The sequence below is a fragment of the Methylobacterium sp. E-012 genome (assembly GCF_057836545.1).
The window spans coordinates 273,552-291,762 of record NZ_JBYQEY010000001.1; the positions used below are offsets into that span (position 1 = coordinate 273,552).

Genomic DNA, 18,211 nt, shown 5'->3' on the forward strand with positions numbered 1-18,211 from the left:
GGATTCGATCGTTTCGGGGCCGGCGGCGGGGATCAGGCGGCTTTCGAGACCGCCGCGGGGCCGATCTCGGCGAGCGCCGCGATCAGTCCGGCGCGGTCGAACTTCGCCACGAGGTCGCTGATCGCGAGAGCCCGGGCCCGCTCCACCGCGTCGGCGCCGATCGCCCCGGTGAGGCCGATCACCGGGAGGCCGGCGATCCGCGCGTCGGCGCGGCGCATCGCGGCGACGAGATCGAAGCCGCTGCGGCCCGGCATCTCCAGGTCGGTGACCACCACGGCGATCTGCGGTTCGGCGTGGAGGATCCCCAGCGCGGCGTCGGCGCTCGCCGCCGTGATCACCTGGTAGCCCGCCGCCTTCAGCACCGGGCTCAGCATGTCGCGGAAGAAGTCCGAATCGTCGACCAGCAGGACCGTCGAGAGCTGCTCGGGCCGCTTCAGGCCGCGCGCCCAGTCGTCGTAGGCCAGCGGCAGGAAATGGGCGATGTTGATGATGTCGGTCGCCCGGCCCCGCAGCACCGCCGAGCCGATCAGGTCGGAGCGATCCGCCGCGATCTCGATGTCGAGGCGTTCCTCGACGATGTCGACGATCTCGTTGACCACGAGACCCATGGCGCGCTCGCCGTCGGAGAACACCACCAGGGCCTGGGTCCCCTCCGATTTGATCGTGATCGCCGGGTCGGCCGGGACCAGGGGCATCAGGCGCCCGCGGTACTGGATCAGCGCGCGGCCGCCGAGCCACTCGACCTTCGCGCACTCGATCTCCTCGAGACGGGTGACCAGCGAGAGCGGCACCGCCTTGAAGCTGTCCTGGCCGCCCTTGAACACCAGGAGCGTGGTCTTGCTGTCGGTGACCTCGATCGACTCGTCGGCATCCGAATCCGCGTGTCCGCCGGTGCCCTGACTGCCCTGAGCCACCTGACGGGCCACGCCGTTGGGATCGACGATCAGCACCACGGCGCCGTCGCCCAGGATCGTGTTGCCGGCAAACATCGGGATGTGCCGGAGCTTCACCGACATCGGCTTCACGACGATCTCCTCCGTGTGGAAGACCTCGTCCACCAGGATCCCGAAGCGCTCCCGCCCGACCTGGGCCACCACCACGAAGCCGGCCTGCTCGGTCTCCGCGCCGGCCGCCGCCTGGCCGAGCAGCCCGGTCAGCGAGACGATCGGCAGCAGCCGCTCGCGCAGGCGCAGCACCGGCGCGCCGTTGATGCGCTCGACCCGCTGGGCCCCGGCATCGACCCGCACCAGCTCCAGCACCGCCACCTGCGGCAGGGCGAAACGATGCTCGCCGGCCCGCACGATCAGCGCCGCCACGATGGCCAGCGTCAGCGGGATCTTGATGGTGAAGGTGGTGCCCCGGCCCGCCGTGGTGGCGATGTCGATCAGGCCGCCGATGGTCTCGATGTTGGTCTTGACGACGTCCATGCCGACGCCGCGGCCCGACACCGAGGTGACCGCCGCCGCCGTCGAGAACCCGGCGTCGAAGATGAACTTGGCGACCTGCGCGTCGGTCATCCGGTCGACGTCGGCCTGGGAGGCGAGCCCGCGCTCCACCGCCTTCTTGCGGATCGCCGCCAGGTTCAGGCCCTTGCCGTCGTCGGCGATCTCGATCGTGATCGTGCCGCCCTCATGGTAGGCGGCCAGCCGGATCGTGCCGCGGGCGGGCTTGCCCGCCGCCACGCGCTCGGCGGTCGATTCGAGGCCGTGATCCGCCGAATTGCGGACCATGTGGGTCAGCGGATCCTTGATCACCTCGAGGACCTGCCGGTCCAGCTCGGTCTCGGCGCCGACCATGACGAGCTCGATCTGCTTGCCGAGTTCGCCCGAGAGGTCGCGCACCACCCGCGGCAGCTTCTGCCACGCATTGCCGATCGGCTGCATGCGCGTCTTCATCACGCCGTCCTGCAGCTCGGCCGTGACGTGGGACAGGCGCTGCAGCGGCACCTTGTAGCTCGAATCCTCGTGGCGGCGGGCGATCTCCAGGAGCTGGTTGCGGGTCAGCACCAGCTCCGAGACCATCGTCATCAGGTGCTCGAGCGTGTCGACGCTCACCCGGATGGTCTGGTTCTTGGACGCCGCGGCCGTCTCCCCCTCGGCGCCCTCGGCCTTCTCGACGCGCGCCGGCTCGGCCTCCGCCGGTTCGGCCTGCACCGCTTCGATCTGCGGCGCCGCCTTCGGCACCGGGCGCACCGCCGGGGCGGCGGCGGGCGCCGGCGCGGCGGCCGCGACCGGAGGCGGGGCGAAATCGGCTTCGTCCGGACCCGGGGCCGACAGGAACGCGGCCTCCAGATCGTCCAGGGACACCTCGCCGGGCTTCAGCTCCCGGGACACCGGCTCGGGCAGCACCGGCTCGGGCGGGGGCGGCGAAGCAACCGCGGCCGGGCCCGTGGCCATGCGCTCCAGGGCGGAGATGAGGTCGTCATCGGATCCCGCCGGCTCCGTGCCGGTGGCTTCCAGGTCGGCCAGGATCTCCTTCAGCCGGTCCAGGGTCAGGAGGATCAGCGTGACGGAGGCGGAGGTGGCGGGCAGCCCGTCCCGGAACCGCCCCATCAAGGTCTCTGCGGCATGCGCCAAGGCTTCGAGGCGCGGCAGGCCGAGGAATCCGCAGGTTCCCTTGATCGTATGGACGAGCCGAAAGATGTTCCGAAGAATCGTCTCGTTGTTCGGGTCCTGCTCGAATCGGACGAGCTCTGCATCGACCGTGTCGAGATGCTCCCCGCTCTCGGTCAGGAACTCGCGAAGCAGGTCGTCCATAGGCGCTACTCGTAACGGGGAGAATGTCTCACGTATCGTACTTACTCGGGCGCGGTTAGGGAAGTGTTTCGATTCCTCCCCGCGCCCCGGGTTTCCAAAGTTTCACCCCTGCTCCGCGCCCGAAGCCTCTTCAGCGGCGTCCTCGGATGCTTCGATCACTGTCGGTCCGGCCGTGATCGTCACCTCGTCATCCTGAATGGCGAATCGAACATCCATGGCGGCGGCCCGCGCGACGAGGCCGGCATAGAACGGCAGGATGCCGTGGGCATCGACGGTGCCGCTCTCGGGGCTGCCGGCCATCAGCTCCTCCACGTGCGGGGGAATGCGGGCATGCGAGCCCTTGGCCTTGAACACGAAGGTGGGCGCCGCGCCGTCGCCGGAGACCACGACGTCGATCGCGCCGCCCCGCGGGATCGCGGTCGTGGCGATCATCACGAGGTTGAGCAGCAGCTTGACCTTGTTCTTGGGGAACAGGGCCTGCGGGGCGCTCCAGGTCAGCTTGGTCTTGTCGTCGGAGAACATCCCCTTGGCCACGCCCTCGGCATCGGCGAGGTCGATCGAGGCGCCGGCCGATCCCGCGGCCCCGAAGGCGATCCGGGCGAACTTCAACCGCGCGGAGGCCTGCCGGGCGCTCTTCCCGATCAGTTCCAGCGCGAAGGTGCGCATCGATTCGTCCTGATCGTCCTCCAGGACCTCGAGCCCGTTCACGATCGCGCCCACGGGGCTGATCACGTCGTGACAGACGCGGGAGCAGAGCAGGGCGGCGAGGTCGAGACCGTCGAGGGTCAGGGTCGGCGAGTTCGGGGACGACATGGTGCGCTCCGGGCGGATCTGATTCGGGCGTCTGCGGGCCGGGGCCCCGACTGGCTGCCGGTTTTCGGCCGCCGCGTCCGGCGTTCGAGTCGCCCGCAGGAATCCGCACGGCCGGCTGGCCGGACCCGGGCGACGACCGGTCCGCACGGATAAACGCCACGCCCGCCTTTGAAAAGCGTTACCGGGATTGACGGACCGGCGGGCGGGCCCTCGAATCGGCGGCCGGACCGGGCGCCCGGACCGGTGCGGTGCCGGGCCGGCCGCCCCGGGGAGGATGCGGCATGACACGCGACACCGGACGACGCGGTTCCGGCCGCCGGCCGCTCTGAGCCGCCCGATGCGGAAAGATTCCCTGCACGCGCGCCTGCGCCCCCGCCTCCGGCTCGCGGATCCCGGGGCGGCGCGGGCCCGGCTCGCCGAGATCGCGCCGTCCCTCCCGGCGGGGTTCCTGACGCCGCCCTGCCGCGATCTGCTCCTGGGGCTCGCCGACCATTCCCCCTTCCTCTGGCAGGCGTGCCTGCGCGCGCCGGACCGCCTCGTCGCCCTGCTCGATCAGCCGCCGGACGCGGCGAACCGGGATCTCGTCGCCCGCCAGCGCGCGGTCGGCGCCGCCTGCGGGGCGGATCCCGACCTCGCCGAGGTCGGCCGGCGGCTGCGCGCCAACCGGGCGGCGCACGCGCTCCTCGTGGCGCTCGCCGATCTCGGCGGCGGCTGGGACCTCGCCACGGTCACCCGGGCGCTGTCTGACTTCGCCGACGCCTCGGTGAGCGCGGCCACCGAGGCGCTGCTCCGGAAGGGGATCGCGGCCGGGCGGTTCCGGCCGCCGGATCCGGCGGCACCGCAGGACGGGTCGGGGCTGATCGTGCTGGGCCTCGGCAAGCTCGGCGGCGGCGAGCTGAACTATTCGAGCGACATCGACCTGGTGGTCTTCTACGATTCCGCGGTGGCCGCGGCCGCGACCGGGGGCGATCCCAAACCGTTCCTCGTCAAGCTCGCGCAGGGGCTGGTGAAGCTCCTGTCCGACCGGACCGCGGAGGGCTACGTCCACCGCATCGATTACCGCCTGCGGCCGGACCCGGGCTCCACCGCGGTGGCCCTCTCGACGGTCTTCGCCTTCGACTACTACCAGACCCTCGGCCAGAACTGGGAGCGGGCCGCCTTCATCAAGGCGCGGCCGATCGCGGGCGACCTCCCGGCCGGCGCGGCGTTCCTCACGGAGCTGGCGCCGTTCATCTGGCGGCGGCACTTCGACTTCCCGGCGATCGCCGAGATCCACGCGCTCAAGCGGCAGATCCACCTGGTCCGCGGCCACGAGACCGTCGCGGTCGCCGGCCACGACATCAAGATCGGCCGCGGCGGGATCCGGGAGATCGAGTTCTTCGTCCAGACCCAGCAGCTCGTGTTCGGCGGCCGCAAGCCGGCCCTGCGGGGCCGCGGCACCGTGGCGATGCTCGACGGCCTCGCCGCTTCGGGCTGGATCGACGGGCAAGCCCGGGACGAGCTGACCGCCGCCTACGGCTTCCTGCGCACCCTGGAGCACCGCCTCCAGATGGTCCGCGACGAGCAGACCCAGCGCCTGCCCACCGGCACGGCGGCGCTGACCGGCCTCGCCCTGTTCGCGGGCTTTCCCGACCTCGCGGCGTTCGAGGCGGCGCTCCGCCACCATGCCGGCCGGGTCCAGACCCATTACGCCCTGCTGTTCGAGGCCGACGACCCCGCCGCCGAGGCGGGCCTCGTGTTCGGCGCGGGCGAGGCACCGGAGCCCGAGACCCTGGCGCGGCTCGCCGCCTTCGGGTTCCGGGACGCAGCCCGGGCCTGGGAGACCGTGGAGGGCTGGCACCGCGGGCGCCGCGCGGCGCTGCGCACGGCCCGAGCCCGGGAGATCCTGGCCGAGACGCTCCCGGCGCTGCTGCGGGCGCTGGGCAGCACCGCCGACCCGGACGCGGCGCTGCTCACCCTCGATCGGGCCTTCGCGCGGATGCCGGCCGTGGCGGAGCTGCTGGCGATCCTGCGGGCGCACGAGCGCCTGCGCCTGCTGTTCGCCGACATCCTGGGGACCGCGCCACGCCTCGCCGACACGGTGGGCCTGAGCCCGCACGTCCTCGACACCGTGCTGGACCCGGATTTCGTGGCGCCGCCCCCGGATGCCGACGCGGTACGCGCCCAGTACCGGGCCCTGGTCGGCCGGCCGGCGAGCCACGAGGAGTTCTTGGACCGCTGCCGGGACGCCACGCGGCAGCTGAGCTTCGTGACCGGCGCGCGCCTGCTGTCGGGCATCCTGACGCCGCGCCAGGCCGGCGAGGCCTACACCGCCATCGCCGAGGCCGCGGTGGCGCTGAGCCTGGAGGCGGAGGAACGCCGCTTCGCGCGGGACCACGGCGCCGTGCCGAAGGGGCGGTGCTGCGTCCTGGCGCTCGGCCGGCTCGGCTCCCGGCAGCTCAGCGCCGAATCCGACCTCGACCTCGTGTTCCTCTACGATTTCGATCCGGAAGACCGCATCAGCGACGGCCCGCGCCCCCTCGACGCGGTCGTGGCCTACAACCGCCTGGCGCAGCGCCTCTACGCGGCGCTCACCGCGGCCACCCGGCGCGGCCGGCTCTACGCGGTCGATCTGCGGCTGCGGCCCTACGGCAGCCACAGCCCCCCCGCCGTGCAGCGCACCGGCTTCACGACCTATCACCGCGAGGCGGCGGAGCCGTGGGAGCACATGGCCCTCGTCCGCGCCCGGGTCGTGGCCGGCGACGCCGCCCTCGGGGCAGCCGTCCTGGCCGAGATCGCCGCGATCCTCGCCCGCCCGCGCGATCCGGCGTCCGTCTGCGCCGAGGCGGGGGCGATGCGGGCGCTCGTCGCCCGGGAGCGCGGCCATGCCGGCCCCTACGACCTGAAGCTCGCCCCCGGGGCCCTGTTCGATCTCGATTTCCTGGCCCAGGCGATCGTGCTGAGCCATGCCCGCGTCTGGCCGGGCTGCATCGGCCTCGGCGCGGAGGCGGTCTTCCGCGGGGCGGCGGCTCGCGGCCTGCTGCCGGCCGAGGCGGCCGACGCCCTCGCCGAGACCTACGGGTTCCTCGACGCGGTCTTTCAATGGCAGCGGCTGGTGATGGCCGATCCCGCCGCGGACCCGTCCGAGACCGCGTCCCGGCAGATCGCCAAGGCCGTGGGCCTGCCGGACGCGCGCAGCCTCGCCGCGGAGCTGCGCCGCCACCGGCGCCGGAGCCTGGCCCTGATGGCGCGGATCCGGCGGGCCCAGGCGCCCGCGCGTCCGGACGCGCCGGACCATCGGCCGCGATGACGACAGGCCCCGTCCGGACCGCGATCTCAGGGCCGCTCGGCCGGTGACGCCGGTCGGGCGCCATGGTTCGACAGGCGCACCCTGACGGCGCGGCCCTGGTCGATGCCGAAGGCCACGTCCTGGCGCTCGCCGTCATGCCGGCCACCGTGCAGGATCGCGACACGCTGCCCGCCCGCGATGACGGCGAGGAGGCGTGTCCCAGACTTGAATCTGGCCATCTCCGACGGTGCCTCCGCGGCCGAACGGTGCCGGCACGGGCGCCGCGTCCCTGGCCCGCGCCACCGCGTCGTCGGGAGGCGGCCGGACCAGACGGGTTTCGTCGTTCTGGAACGGCGCGGAACGCCGCGACGCCGATGCCGGGACGGTCCGGACGGAGATCCGGCGCCCGGACGGATACTCAGGCAGCTTCCAACAGGACTCCGGGCTGGGAGAAGATGAACTCGCGCCTGTAGACGTACACGCCGCAACGCCGCATCGCGCGATGCGCAGCGTCGATGTCGAAGCCGAACGGCCTGTCCCGTGACGTGTCGATGCAGCTCACATAACGCCAGTTCACGCCGTCGATCATCGGCGGGATCGGTTGATCCTGCCGAACGGCGCAGAACTGCTGGGCATCGGACGCCTTAGCGAAGATATAGAAGGTCTTCCGCGCGCACATCGAAACCTCCAGACGCTTTGGGGGTGTATCTGCAACGCAACGGTCAAGCTGTATACTGATTCGATCACAACAGTCAAGTTTCTGCCGCAATCTCGCCACGTGTGGGGCAGGCGGGTCAGTCGGCGGCCTCCTGGAGCGGCTTGCCCTTGTCGACGACGTAGACCGACAGGATCCTCACGGTCCTGTCGCCGACCACCGTGTAGCCGGCATGGGGGACGCCGCGCCGGTTGATGCCGCGCTCGCCCGCGGGCCGCTCCTTCGACGGCTGACCCGGCATCTGGGCGAGGCCGCCCTCGAGCACGTAGAAGGCCTCCTCGCCGTTGTGAAAGTGCCGCCGCGAGGTCGCGCCCGGCGGGATCTCGACGAGCTGCTTGACGATCTCCCGGCTCTCGTCGCCCGAGACCGGCTGGCGGCCGAGTTCGGTCCGCTTGACCTCCTGGGCCGCGGCCGCCCCCGCGAGGACCAGGGCGCCCGCCGCGCCCAGCGGGACCCAAGCCTGGTATCCCCGGGCGAGAATGCGGCGGCGGTCCATGGCGTCCTCCCGGATGTTTCGGACAGCATGGCACGGCCTGTGGCAACCGGGAACGACCGGTCCGGAGGCAACGGTTACAGTCTTCGTGATTGCCCCATGCCGGGCGATACCGAAGTCCCAGTGGATCGGCCGCCGCACGGACTGCCCCCGACTGCTGAGGGCCGTCTTACGCGGAATCACGGCGCGCTAAAGACAGCCGATGCGCCGCAGGGCGCCGATCAGCTTGCGGCCGATCCGGTAGCCGTTCAGGGATTCGGATCCGAGAATGTGAACGGTCTCGGCTTCGGCGGTGCGGCCGTACAGGAACAGGTGGAAGTTCTGCTCCCGCTGGTCCGGCGCCGTCGCGCTGACCTGGCCGCAGAACGCCACGGCATCGCCGGTTTCGCCCGCCATCGGCCTGACCTTGCGGAACCGGACGAGGGGCGCGTCCGGGAACTCTGCGGCGACCCTGGCCCGCATCTCCGCCTCGGGCGGCGCGCCGAAACCGGGCGGGCCCGGGGCGATCAGCCCGAGCGCCTCCTGTCCGTGGAGGGCGGGCGGCGCGAGCAGGAGCGCCACCAGCGGCGCGACCCTCACGCCGGCGCGCCCGGTGCCCACGACGGCGCGGCGCGGTGCCCGCGTGAGGGCCGGACCTTCGACCTGGGGACACGAGGACAGCGGATCGTCTCCCTGGAGAGGCTTCGCGCTACGCGGGACCTGTATTGGATCACGAAGACCGGTTCGGCGAAAGCGGCACGCGCTGCCTGTCCCGCTCCCGTCCGGCCCGATCCAGCTGCGTCCGATCCGGCCCGGCGGGTATCGCGCCGCCCGGAGGGCGGAGGCCCGGTACGCCGTGCGGCATCCGCCGCGCGGGCTGCGGGCCACGATCGCCGGGAGGTCCGAGCCCGGGGGCGCCGCGGACCCGTTGCTTGCGCGGATCGGCGCTGCGCCGGGCGCGCTTCGGCGTTGACATCCAGTAATGTAGGAGTAATCCGGAATTGTATGGGTTTTTAGAGGACGCTCGGCATGGAACTGGTCGACATTGACGGGTTTGAGGACGATTTTCGATCGGCGATTCGCGCCTTCGTGGTGCGCATCGTCGCGGCCTATCTGTCCAACAATGCCGTGCCACCGACCGAGCTGCCAGCACTCCTGGCCAACGTCCACGCGGCACTGGCCGCGGTCGCAAGGCCGGCCGCGGCCAGGTCCGAGGCCGGTCCCAGCCCCGAGCCGCCGACACCGGCCGAGATCCGCAAGTCGATCCAGTCCGACGGCCTGATCAGCTTCATCGACGGCCGCTCCTACAAGACCCTGAAGCGCCACCTCACCGCCCACGGCCTGACGCCCGAGCGGTATCGCGCGCATTACGGCCTGCCGAACGATTACCCGATGACGGCCCCCGGCTACGCCGCGCAGCGCTCGGAGATCGCGAAAGCGATCCAGCTCGGCCACAGGACGGCCTGAACCCGGCCGCGGACCGCCGGGGGAGCGGCTCCGGCATTGCGCCGCCGTCCCGTGTGAGGGGAACTCACGCGATGCGTGACGAGCCCGCGATTGTCCCTCCCGCGCTTCGGCGATACCCTGGCCCCGCGAACCGCACAGGAGGCCCGGGCGACATGGACGCCGATACGGACGCCGAGACGCGCCTGCGCGCCGGCCAGTGCCATTGCGGCGCGGTGCGTTTCGAGGTGGCGCTCAGCGACGGCTTCCAGTCGGTCCGACGCTGCACGTGCTCCTACTGCCGCATGCGCGGTGCCGTCGTCGCCATGGCGGAGGTGGGCGGGATCCGGATCCGGGCGGGCGCGGACGTGCTGACCGCCTATCGCTTCCACACCGGCGCGGCGCAGCACTTCTTCTGCTCCCGCTGCGGGATCTACACGCACCATCAACGGCGCTCCGACACCACCCTGTACGCCGTCAACGTCGCCTGCCTGGAGGGCGTCAGTCCGTTCGATTTCCGCGCGGTGCCGGTGATGGACGGCGTCAACCACACGAACGATACCGGCCAGCCCACGCGCCGCGCCGGGACGCTCCGCTACACGCCGGCCGACTGACCGCGCGCCGCGCCCTCAACCGATCCCGAGGCCGCGGATGAGCAGGACCGCGATGGCCAGGAGCACGAGCAGCGAGGCGGTGACCGCCAGCGTCACCCGGCCGCCGACCTGCGCGAGGACGCGCACATCGACGCCCAGGCCCAGCGCGGCCATCGACACGATCGTGAGGAAGCCCGCGATCCGCGACAGCGGCGCGACCCAGCCGTCCGGGATCAGCCCGAGCGAGCGCAGGGTGGCCAGCGCCAGGAAGCCCAGGATGAACCACGGCACCAGCTTGAAGAAGCCGAGCCGGCCCGGGGCGGCAGCCCCCCCGGTGCCCTCCGCCGGCAGGCGCGGCGCGATCAGCGACAGGGCCACCACCACGGGGCCGAGCATCAGCACGCGCACGAGCTTGACCAGCGTGCCGACCTGCGTGGCGAGCGGGCCCACCGGCACGGTCGCGGCCAGCACCTGCGGCACCGCGTAGACGGTGAGCCCCGCCAGTACGCCGTACTGGTGCTCGCCGAAGCCGGCCAGCGGCACGAACAGCGGCAGGCCGAGCACCATCAGCACGCCGAGCACGGCGGTGAACGCGATGGCCGCCGCCACGTCCCGGCTGTCGGCGCCGATGACCGGTGCCACCGCGGCGATGGCCGAGTTGCCGCAGATGGCGTTGCCGCAGGCGATCAGCAGTGCCATGCGCACGGGCAGGCCGAGGCCGCGGCAGATGGCGCAGCTCCCCAGGATGGTGAGGGCCACCGCCCCGACGATGCCGGCGAGCAGCGCCGGACCCGAGGCGACGATCGCCCCCAGGCTCACCGAGGCGCCGAGCAGGGTCACGGCCACCTCCAGCACCTGCTTGGCCGAGAAGGCGATCCCGGCCTTGAACCGCGCCCCCGGCACCCAGGCGGTGCGCAGCGCCGTGCCCAGGAGGATGGCCAGCACCAGGGCCTCGACATAGGGATGGCCGGTCAGGCTCTCTTCGCCGGCCTGCAGCGCCTGCGCCACCCCGGTGATGGCCAGGCACAGGAGCAGCCCCGGCAGCAGGCTGCCGGCCGCCCCGACCCGGGCGAACCCGCGGTCGCGGCCGGCGGGCCCTGTCCCGGCCCCGATGCGTCCGGCGCTCCTGGCTGTCATGGCATGGCCCCCTGGTCCGCCGCCGCCACTCGGTCGGTCGCCCCGAGATAGGCCGCCCCGAGATAGGCCGCGATGGCCCTCGCCCCTGGCTCCTCGATCGGGGCGCGGTAGACCGTGATCATCGTGGCGCCCCCGGCGTCCCGGAAGGCCGGGCCCGTCCGGGACTGCTCCCGGGCGATGGAGCCGGCCACCACGGTGAATCTGACCATGCCGATTGCCCCCGCGCAGGAACGACATCCCCATCACCGTGGCCGGGAACCGGCCGAAGGCTGGGTCCGGCACCGGCCACGCCGTCACCGGGTAGGCCGTGATGGCGTTCGGCACCCGGAAGGTCAACCGCACCGGACCGCGCCCGATCGGGTGGGTGAGCGCACCCATCACGGAAACCCGGACGCAACGCGCGCGCCCGACGCGGACCGGCTCAACGAAGCCGTCCTGGGCGCCGCGGCGCCGCCGCAGCGGCCCCCGTCCCGGCGAGGGCGCCGGTCAAGACAGCATCCGGAAGACGAGGATCATGGCCGCGAGGGCGGCGATCAGCAGACCGGCGCCCTGGAGATCGGCGCGGGCGCGCCGCTCCGGAGCGGGGGACAGCCACCAGCCGAGCCGCTTGGCCGTCCACGGCACCAGCTGCGCGGTGAGCAGCACGCTGAACACATTGCCGAGGAACAGGGCGATCGGGAAATCCAGCCCCAGGGTCCGGCTGAGGATCGGGGTGCCGACCAGGAGCCCCCACAGGAACACGGTCGGGTAGAGCGTCAGCAGGACGATCATGTTCATCTTCCACGCCGCGGGCGCCGGCGCCCCGGCCGGCGTGGCGTCGCGGAACCATTGCTCGAAGCCGCTCTGCACCGTCCGGGCGTGGAACTCGGCGGTGAGCGGCGCCGCCTCCGCGACCAGGGCCTGCCGCGCGGGCGAGTCCATCCAGGCGCGCAGGTTCGCCTCGCTGTCGAAGCGCAGGATCGCGACGAAGTCCTCCTGCACCCCCGGCAGGGCCGGCTCGAAGCGGTAGCCCTGCAGGCCGGGGGCCTTCGACTGCGCCGCGGCGATCTTCTGCTCCCACCGGAGGTATTCGGCCTCCAGGCCGGGCTTCACGCGGGTGCTGATCACCGCGCTGGCCGGGGCGGTCCGGGCCGCGCTGGCATCGTCCCGGACGATGTGGACGTCGTCGCGGCCCAGGAGCATCGGGACGGCGCCCTCGATCCGGGCCTGCCGCTCCGGGGAGCCGAGCCAGGCCTTCGCCTGGTCCACGCTCCTGAACCGCTGGAGGATCACCCAATCCACCTGCAGCGGCGGATGCGGGGGCATCAGGCGCTGCTCGATGAAGCCGGGAAACGACGCGATCACCGCGCTGGTCCCGCCCTGCCACTGGGCGAAGGCGTCGGCGCAATCCGGCCGCACCGAGGTCTGCGTCACGATGCTGACGCTGGATGCGCACCCGCTCATGCCGCCGACAGCGTCGCGAACAGGCGGTCGGGCGTGAACGGCAGGTGGGTGAAGCGCACCCCGGTGGCGTCCTCCAGGGCGTTCGCGACCGCCGGCGCCACGGGATTGATGCCGCACTCGCCCTGCGACTTTGCGCCGAGCGGCCCGATGCGGTCGGTCGTGTCGGCGAAGTGGATCTCGGTGCGCGGCGTGTCGGCGAAGGTCGGGATGCGGCAGTTGCGCAGCTGCGGGTTGACCATGCGGCCCGCCCCGTCATGCACCATGGTCTCGACCAGCGCCCAGCCGTAGCCCATGGCGACGGCGCCATCGAGCTGGCCGCGGCACTGCATCGGGTTGATCGGCCGGCCGATATCGGCGGCGTGGACGCTGTGCAGCACCCGGATCTCGCCGGTCACCCGATGCACCGCGAGGCGCACGCCCTGCACGTTGAAGGCGATGGTCCGCGGCGAGAGATAGGCCCGCCGGGTCACCATGAACCGGTGATCGACCTTGGTCCCCTCGGCGTGGAGATCGGCGAGGGCGATGCGCCGGTTGCCGCAAAGGACCCCGCTCTCCTCCAGCCGGCACTGATCCCGCGGCACGCCGGTATGCCGGCTGGCGAAGTCCAGGATGTCCTCTTCCATGGCCTGCGCGGCCAGATGCACCGCCTTGCCGCCGACCACGGTGCCGGTGCTGGCGAAGGTGCCGGTGTCGTAGGGGGTGCGGTCCGTGTCGGCGTTGATGATGGCGACCGCGTCCGCCCGGGTCCCCAGGACCGAGGCCGCGATCTGCTTGTGCGCCGTGGTGATGCCGTTGCCCATCTCGGTGGAGCCGCAGGCGAGGTGGTAGGTCCCGTCCGGCAGCAGGCGCATCTCGGCACCCGAGCGGTGCTCGGTGGGGGGCCCGCATTCGAGCATGGCCAGCGCCACGCCCCGGCCCTCGGCCCAGTCCGCCCCCTCGGGCCGGGCGAGGCCGTTGCCGGTGGCGAGTTCGCGCTCGACGATGTCGAGGCATTCGCCGATGCCGTGGCTGCCGAAGCTCGCGTCGCTCGGCTCCTTCCAGATCGACTCGACGGTGTCCCCGGGCTGCACGACGTTCCGGCGCCGGATCGCGAAGGGATCGATGCCGAGCTGCCGGGCGAGGGAATCGATCGCGCACTCGATGGCGAAGGTGGTCTGCGAGGCGCCGTAGCCGCGGAAGCCCCCCGCCGGCACCATGTTGGTGTAGACGGCGTGGCCGATGCCCTTCTTGTTCGGGCAGCGGTAGGCGGCGAGCGGGCTCGCCATCGCGGCCGCCAGGGTCTCGCCGCCGTGGCCGCCATAGGCGCCGGTGTTGGAGACGACCTCGACGTCGAGGGCCGTCAGCGTGCCGTCCCGGCGGGCGCCGATCCTGACGCGGGTGGTCATCGGGTGGCGCGTCGTGGCGCCGATGAACTCCTCCTCCCGGGTCCATTCCCACTTCACCGGGCGCCCGAGCTTCATCGTGGCGAAAAGGACGAGATCCTCCGAGACCATCTCCTGCTTGCCGCCGAAGCCGCCGCCGACCCGCTCGGTGAAAACGTGGATGTCCCGGGGCGACAGACCCATCACGTAGGCGAGCTTGGTCCGCACCACGAACGGCGCCTGCGAGCTCGTCCGGACGTGCCAGCGGCCGTCCTCGCCCTTCCAGGCGATCGAGCCGTGCGTCTCCAGATGCGCATGCTGGACGCGGGTGGTGGCATAGGTCTGCTCGTAGACCGCGTCGGCCTGGGCGAAGCCCTGCGCCACGTCGCCGATCTCGCCCTGGAGCGTGCAATAGATGTTGCTGCTGGCCTCGACGTGGTCCTTGTCGTGGAGGAGGGGCGCGTCGGGCGCCATCGCGGCGACCGGATCGAACACCGCCGGCAGGACCGCGTAGGTCACCTGCAGGGCCCGGCAGCCGGCCTCGGCCGCCCCCTCGGACTCGGCGACGACCGCCGCGACCCGCTGGCCGCAGAAGCGCGCGACGCTGTCGAGCAGCAGGATGTCGTCGGGATCCACGAGGTGGTCCTCGTGCAGCGCCGAGGTGAAGCGGCGCTTCGGCACGTCCTCCCAGGTATAGACCGCCACGACCCCCGGCACGGCGAGCGCCGCCGCCCTGTCGACCGCGACGAGGCGCGCATGCGCGTGGGGCGAGCGCAGGACCTTCAGGTGCAGCAGATCCGGGACCGCGACATCCATCGTGTAGCGGGCGCGCCCGGTGAGGATCGCGTCGGTGAAGGGATTGGGCAGGCTGGCGCCGAGGGCCTGGCCGGGCAGGTCCGCCGCGATGTTGCAGCGGCCGTGCAGGGCGTCATCGATCGCCCGGTAGCCGGTGCAGCGGCAGAGATTGCCCTTGAGCGCGTGCGGCAGGTCGGCCTTCTGCGCCTCGGTCAGGGTCACGGCCGTCATGATCATGCCGGCCGCGCAGAAGCCGCACTGGAACGCCTGCGCGTCGCGGAACGCCTGCTGCATGGGATGCAGATCGTCGCCGCAGGCGGACAGGCCCTCGATCGTGGTGACCGTGCGGCCCGCGGCCCGGAAGGCCGGGACGAGGCAGGAATGGAACGGCGTGCCGTCGATATGGACCGTGCAGGCGCCGCAATCCCCCGCGTCGCAGCCCTTCTTGACGCCGAACACGCCGAGGTCGCGCAGGAAGGTCCGCAGGCACTGGCCCGGGGCCGGTTCGGCCTCGTAGCCCCGGCCGTCGATCGCGTAGCGGGTCATGCGAGCTCCGAGCGGATCTGTTCGGCGAGGTATCGCGTGACGTGCTGCTTGTAGGGGGCCGAGCCGTGCACGTCGTCGAAATAGGCGTCCCGCGGCAGGCGCGCATCGAGGGCGCCGCGCAGGGCCTCGGCCGAGGGGCAGGCGGGGAAGCGCAGCTGCACCGGCCGGGGGGTGGCGGCCGAGACGGTCAGCAGGAAATCCGAGCCGTCCGCGCCGACCGTGGCGACGATCAGGGCGGCCGAGCGGCCGAGCTTGGTCAGCGAGACCTGCCGCATGGCCGTGCGCTTCGCCAGGGCGGAGGCCGGCAGGTGGATGCTGCGCAGCAGTTCCCCCGGCTGGAGGATGTTGGCGTGGTTGCCGGTCACGAAGTCGACGACCGGGACCGTCCGCGGCGCGCCCGCGCGGGGCCACAGGGTGCAGACGCCCTCGAGCGCCGCGGTCAGCGAGATCATCGCGCCGGCGGGCAGCGACATGCAGAGGTTGCCGCCGATCGTGGCGGCATTCCAGATCTTGAACGACATCAGGAACGCGTCGATGCAGTGCCGGAACAGCGGCACCGCCCGCCATTCCGGCGGACCCGCGAAGGCGTGAAGCTCCGCAACGCGACAGGTCGCGGCGATCTCGAGCCCGGCCTCGGTCACCGTCAGGGGTGTCCAGCCCAGGGCGTCGAGGTCGATCAGCGTATCGACCGCAACCTGCGGCTCGGAGAACAGCCACGTGCCTCCGGCGAGCCAGGAGCACCCCGCATGCCAGTCCCGCAGGTCGGCGAGGGACGCCGGGCGCCGGACTTCGACGATGGTCGACAAGTTCATATCAGTCTTTCATCTGTCGAACCGGCGATATTTCGACGGAATTTGAGATATTTTTACAACAAATATAGATTAAATTTTGGAATTAATTTTATGTTTGATGATTTAGTATTGTCTCAACCCGTGAACGCGGCGACCGAACCGGACGCGATCGGGTCCTGGGCATTCCCGCGTGCGGCTGACGCACGAGCGACGCCGCGCGGATCCCGTCCCGCCGAGACCGACGTGCCTCCCGCACGCCCCGCGACGGCCTCGAACCACCATCCCGGTTAGAACGAACCGAGCCGACCGTCTCGACAGTGCTCAGAGCACAGTGTTAATCGATATAAACCACTTCTAATGTAGTAGATATGATCACGTGCTTATTGTCAAGCTTTCCGGCAATACACAAGTATTATTTATCGCTGGTGCCGATATATCAATTTGTCGAATACATAGACGGAATTGAATTTGATATCACACACGATGACGAGCTCTTCGCGACCGATATGATATGTCGGATCCGAACGGGGGGCGCCGATGACGGCGTCGGTGAGACGGACCGACAAGAAATAACGGGCGTGGCCACGCGGATCGCGGCTGTTCTGCTCGGCTCGTCGCCGGATTGGGGCCCCGAGACCAGACGATCGGGCCAATCCCGATCACGCGTGGGCGGATCGACCGGGTCGGCGCACCCGGGGCCGACGAATCGTTCGAGCAACCCGAGGCAGGCCGGGCGTGTCGTCCCGCACGGACGGCCACCGTCAGTGTCCGAGAGGCCGCCTTCGCCCGTCGAAACGCCGCCCGGGAGCAACTGCGTGGCGCTGGACGTGATCGAGGATGCCGACCGCTTCGACGTGCGAGCGGCGGTGCTTGCTGGCGACCCCGGTTGGGCTCGAACCAACGACCTGCCGCTTAGAAGGCGGCTGCTCTATCCAGCTGAGCTACGGAGTCAGGGTACCAGCCGGCCCCAGAAGCCACGGGTGCCGTCCGGGGTCAAGGACTCGTCTCGACGCGTGAGAAGACGCGTCCGAGCGCTTGCTTGAGCGATGGCTCCGGGCGTCTGCAGGGCGGGGCTGCGTGGACTCTCTGCCTGACGGCCGCCAGGATCGCCGCGGATCCGGCGCGATGACGGGCGAGCCTACCCGCCGGAGCTACCTCCCGGCCTTCGAGGCGGCGGCCCTGCGGGGCGCGATGGCCCTGAACCCCGGATCAGGGTGGGCTCCCTCCGGAGCGCTGTGACCTGGACCATCCCGGGCCTGCCGTGACCGCCCCAGCCGGCACGGGGCGGTGCAGAACCTGCAGCCCATGACCCGTGGCGGAACGGAACCCTCGAAGGCCCCGGAGAGGATCGGGAGACCCGTCAGTCAAAACCATCGCGCGACCGCAATCGCGCGGTCAGACGGGCTCTCATACGAAAGTTCACGGATCCCGACCCGGGGTCGGGATCCGGCGGGTCCGGTATCGGAGCCGGTGATCGTGGCGCCCATCGCCGGGCCGGCGCCGGCGGGTCAGACCAGCTTCGCGGTACCGCCGGAGAACCCCCAGGCCCTCTGCTCGTAACCGCCCGACTCGTGGATCAGGTCATGGAGGGGCCCGACCTGGCCCGGAGAGAACGGACCCAGACCTTCCGGGACGGCCTCGTTCCCGGACGCCAGACCTGTCGGGCGCGGCAGGGCATGCCCCGGCCTGGACGCGAGCTGCGATCCGGTGCCCATGCCGTCCTCGGCGGCCATCTCGTTCGCGAGACGCTCGACCACGTCCAGGGCGCTTCCGATCCTGTCGGCCTGCAGGCAGACCTCGTCCTCGTCGATCAGGGAGGCTTCGTCCCCGGCCCACCACCGCCCATTGTCGATCAGGCGGAGCAACTCGGTGAGGCGGTCCTGTTGCTTGGCCAAGGCCAAGACGGCGCGCGGAGAGATCATCACCGGTTCCTTTACACCCCGGCCGAACGCGAGCGCCGACCCTCGCGGGTGTGGCGCTCAGCATAGGGGGAACTCCGAAGGCGTCCTTGCGCTGGATCAAGGACCGGCTTCGGATCGGTCCCTACATGCGAGGGATGCGGGGGCAGGCCCCGCGGC

Annotated in this window: 15 protein-coding genes and 1 tRNA gene; 3 read left to right on the forward strand and 13 right to left on the reverse strand. The window is 71.5% G+C overall.

What is annotated here, in order from left to right; translation table 11 throughout:
- Window positions 1–32: 32 nt before the first annotated feature.
- Both AC3IF1_RS01270 and chpT read right to left on the reverse strand, forming a co-directional pair.
- On the reverse strand, window positions 33–2,756 hold the full coding sequence (locus tag AC3IF1_RS01270) for a hybrid sensor histidine kinase/response regulator (RefSeq protein WP_489215246.1): 2,724 nt from the start codon (window positions 2,754–2,756) through the stop codon (window positions 33–35).
- A 102-nt stretch (window positions 2,757–2,858) separates the two neighbouring features.
- Window positions 2,859–3,569 (reverse strand): histidine phosphotransferase ChpT, encoded by a 711-nt coding sequence (chpT, locus tag AC3IF1_RS01275; RefSeq protein WP_243971216.1) that lies wholly within the window; start codon window positions 3,567–3,569, stop codon window positions 2,859–2,861.
- A 337-nt stretch (window positions 3,570–3,906) separates the two neighbouring features.
- On the opposite strand from chpT, the gene AC3IF1_RS01280 reads away from it, so the two are divergent.
- The gene (locus tag AC3IF1_RS01280; RefSeq protein WP_489215248.1) at window positions 3,907–6,858 is read left to right on the forward strand and encodes a bifunctional [glutamine synthetase] adenylyltransferase/[glutamine synthetase]-adenylyl-L-tyrosine phosphorylase; all 2,952 of its coding nucleotides are present in this window, start codon (window positions 3,907–3,909) and stop codon (window positions 6,856–6,858) included.
- Between the two features lie 26 nt (window positions 6,859–6,884).
- On the opposite strand, the gene AC3IF1_RS01285 is transcribed toward AC3IF1_RS01280, so the two are convergent.
- From AC3IF1_RS01285 to AC3IF1_RS01300, 4 genes are all read right to left on the reverse strand, one after another.
- Window positions 6,885–7,076 carry a hypothetical protein gene (locus AC3IF1_RS01285; RefSeq protein WP_243971213.1) on the reverse strand — a complete coding sequence of 64 codons (192 nt, stop codon included), beginning with the start codon at window positions 7,074–7,076 and terminating at the stop codon, window positions 6,885–6,887.
- Between the two features lie 179 nt (window positions 7,077–7,255).
- Window positions 7,256–7,516, reverse strand: a complete 261-nt coding sequence (locus AC3IF1_RS01290) for a hypothetical protein (protein WP_243971211.1) — start codon at window positions 7,514–7,516, stop codon at window positions 7,256–7,258.
- 115 nt (window positions 7,517–7,631) lie between these two features.
- Window positions 7,632–8,048, reverse strand: a complete 417-nt coding sequence (locus tag AC3IF1_RS01295; protein ID WP_489215251.1) for a cupin domain-containing protein — start codon at window positions 8,046–8,048, stop codon at window positions 7,632–7,634.
- A 186-nt stretch (window positions 8,049–8,234) separates the two neighbouring features.
- Window positions 8,235–8,624: a hypothetical protein gene (locus AC3IF1_RS01300; protein WP_489215253.1), complete on the reverse strand. Its 390-nt coding sequence runs from the start codon at window positions 8,622–8,624 to the stop codon at window positions 8,235–8,237.
- 429 nt (window positions 8,625–9,053) lie between these two features.
- On the opposite strand from AC3IF1_RS01300, the gene AC3IF1_RS01305 reads away from it, so the two are divergent.
- Together AC3IF1_RS01305 and AC3IF1_RS01310 are read left to right on the forward strand one after the other, a co-directional pair.
- Window positions 9,054–9,491 carry a Ros/MucR family transcriptional regulator gene (locus AC3IF1_RS01305; protein ID WP_489215255.1) on the forward strand — a complete coding sequence of 146 codons (438 nt, stop codon included), beginning with the start codon at window positions 9,054–9,056 and terminating at the stop codon, window positions 9,489–9,491.
- 152 nt (window positions 9,492–9,643) lie between these two features.
- Window positions 9,644–10,081 (forward strand): GFA family protein, encoded by a 438-nt coding sequence (locus AC3IF1_RS01310; RefSeq protein ID WP_489215257.1) that lies wholly within the window; start codon window positions 9,644–9,646, stop codon window positions 10,079–10,081.
- Between the two features lie 15 nt (window positions 10,082–10,096).
- Here the strand turns inward: AC3IF1_RS01310 and AC3IF1_RS01315 are convergent, their stop codons facing one another.
- The 7 genes from AC3IF1_RS01315 to AC3IF1_RS01345 all read right to left on the reverse strand — a co-directional run bounded on the left by AC3IF1_RS01315 (window position 10,097) and on the right by AC3IF1_RS01345 (window position 18,055).
- On the reverse strand, window positions 10,097–11,197 hold the full coding sequence (locus AC3IF1_RS01315; RefSeq protein ID WP_243971201.1) for a YeiH family protein: 1,101 nt from the start codon (window positions 11,195–11,197) through the stop codon (window positions 10,097–10,099).
- Window positions 11,194–11,406, reverse strand: a complete 213-nt coding sequence (locus tag AC3IF1_RS01320; protein ID WP_489215259.1) for a hypothetical protein — start codon at window positions 11,404–11,406, stop codon at window positions 11,194–11,196. Before AC3IF1_RS01320 ends, AC3IF1_RS01315 begins: the two co-directional genes overlap by 4 nt.
- Before the next feature lie 277 nt (window positions 11,407–11,683).
- The gene (locus AC3IF1_RS01325) at window positions 11,684–12,640 is read right to left on the reverse strand and encodes an antibiotic biosynthesis monooxygenase (protein ID WP_489215261.1); all 957 of its coding nucleotides are present in this window, start codon (window positions 12,638–12,640) and stop codon (window positions 11,684–11,686) included.
- Window positions 12,637–15,342, reverse strand: coding sequence for a molybdopterin-dependent oxidoreductase (locus AC3IF1_RS01330; RefSeq protein WP_489215263.1), 2,706 nt, complete (start codon window positions 15,340–15,342; stop codon window positions 12,637–12,639). The genes AC3IF1_RS01325 and AC3IF1_RS01330 overlap by 4 nt, the downstream gene beginning before the upstream one ends.
- Window positions 15,339–16,154 carry an FAD binding domain-containing protein gene (locus tag AC3IF1_RS01335; protein ID WP_489215265.1) on the reverse strand — a complete coding sequence of 272 codons (816 nt, stop codon included), beginning with the start codon at window positions 16,152–16,154 and terminating at the stop codon, window positions 15,339–15,341. The genes AC3IF1_RS01330 and AC3IF1_RS01335 overlap by 4 nt, the downstream gene beginning before the upstream one ends.
- An 853-nt stretch (window positions 16,155–17,007) precedes the next feature.
- A tRNA-Arg gene (locus tag AC3IF1_RS01340) sits at window positions 17,008–17,084 on the reverse strand.
- 557 nt (window positions 17,085–17,641) lie between these two features.
- Window positions 17,642–18,055: a hypothetical protein gene (locus AC3IF1_RS01345; RefSeq protein WP_489215267.1), complete on the reverse strand. Its 414-nt coding sequence runs from the start codon at window positions 18,053–18,055 to the stop codon at window positions 17,642–17,644.
- Window positions 18,056–18,211 lie beyond the last annotated feature (156 nt).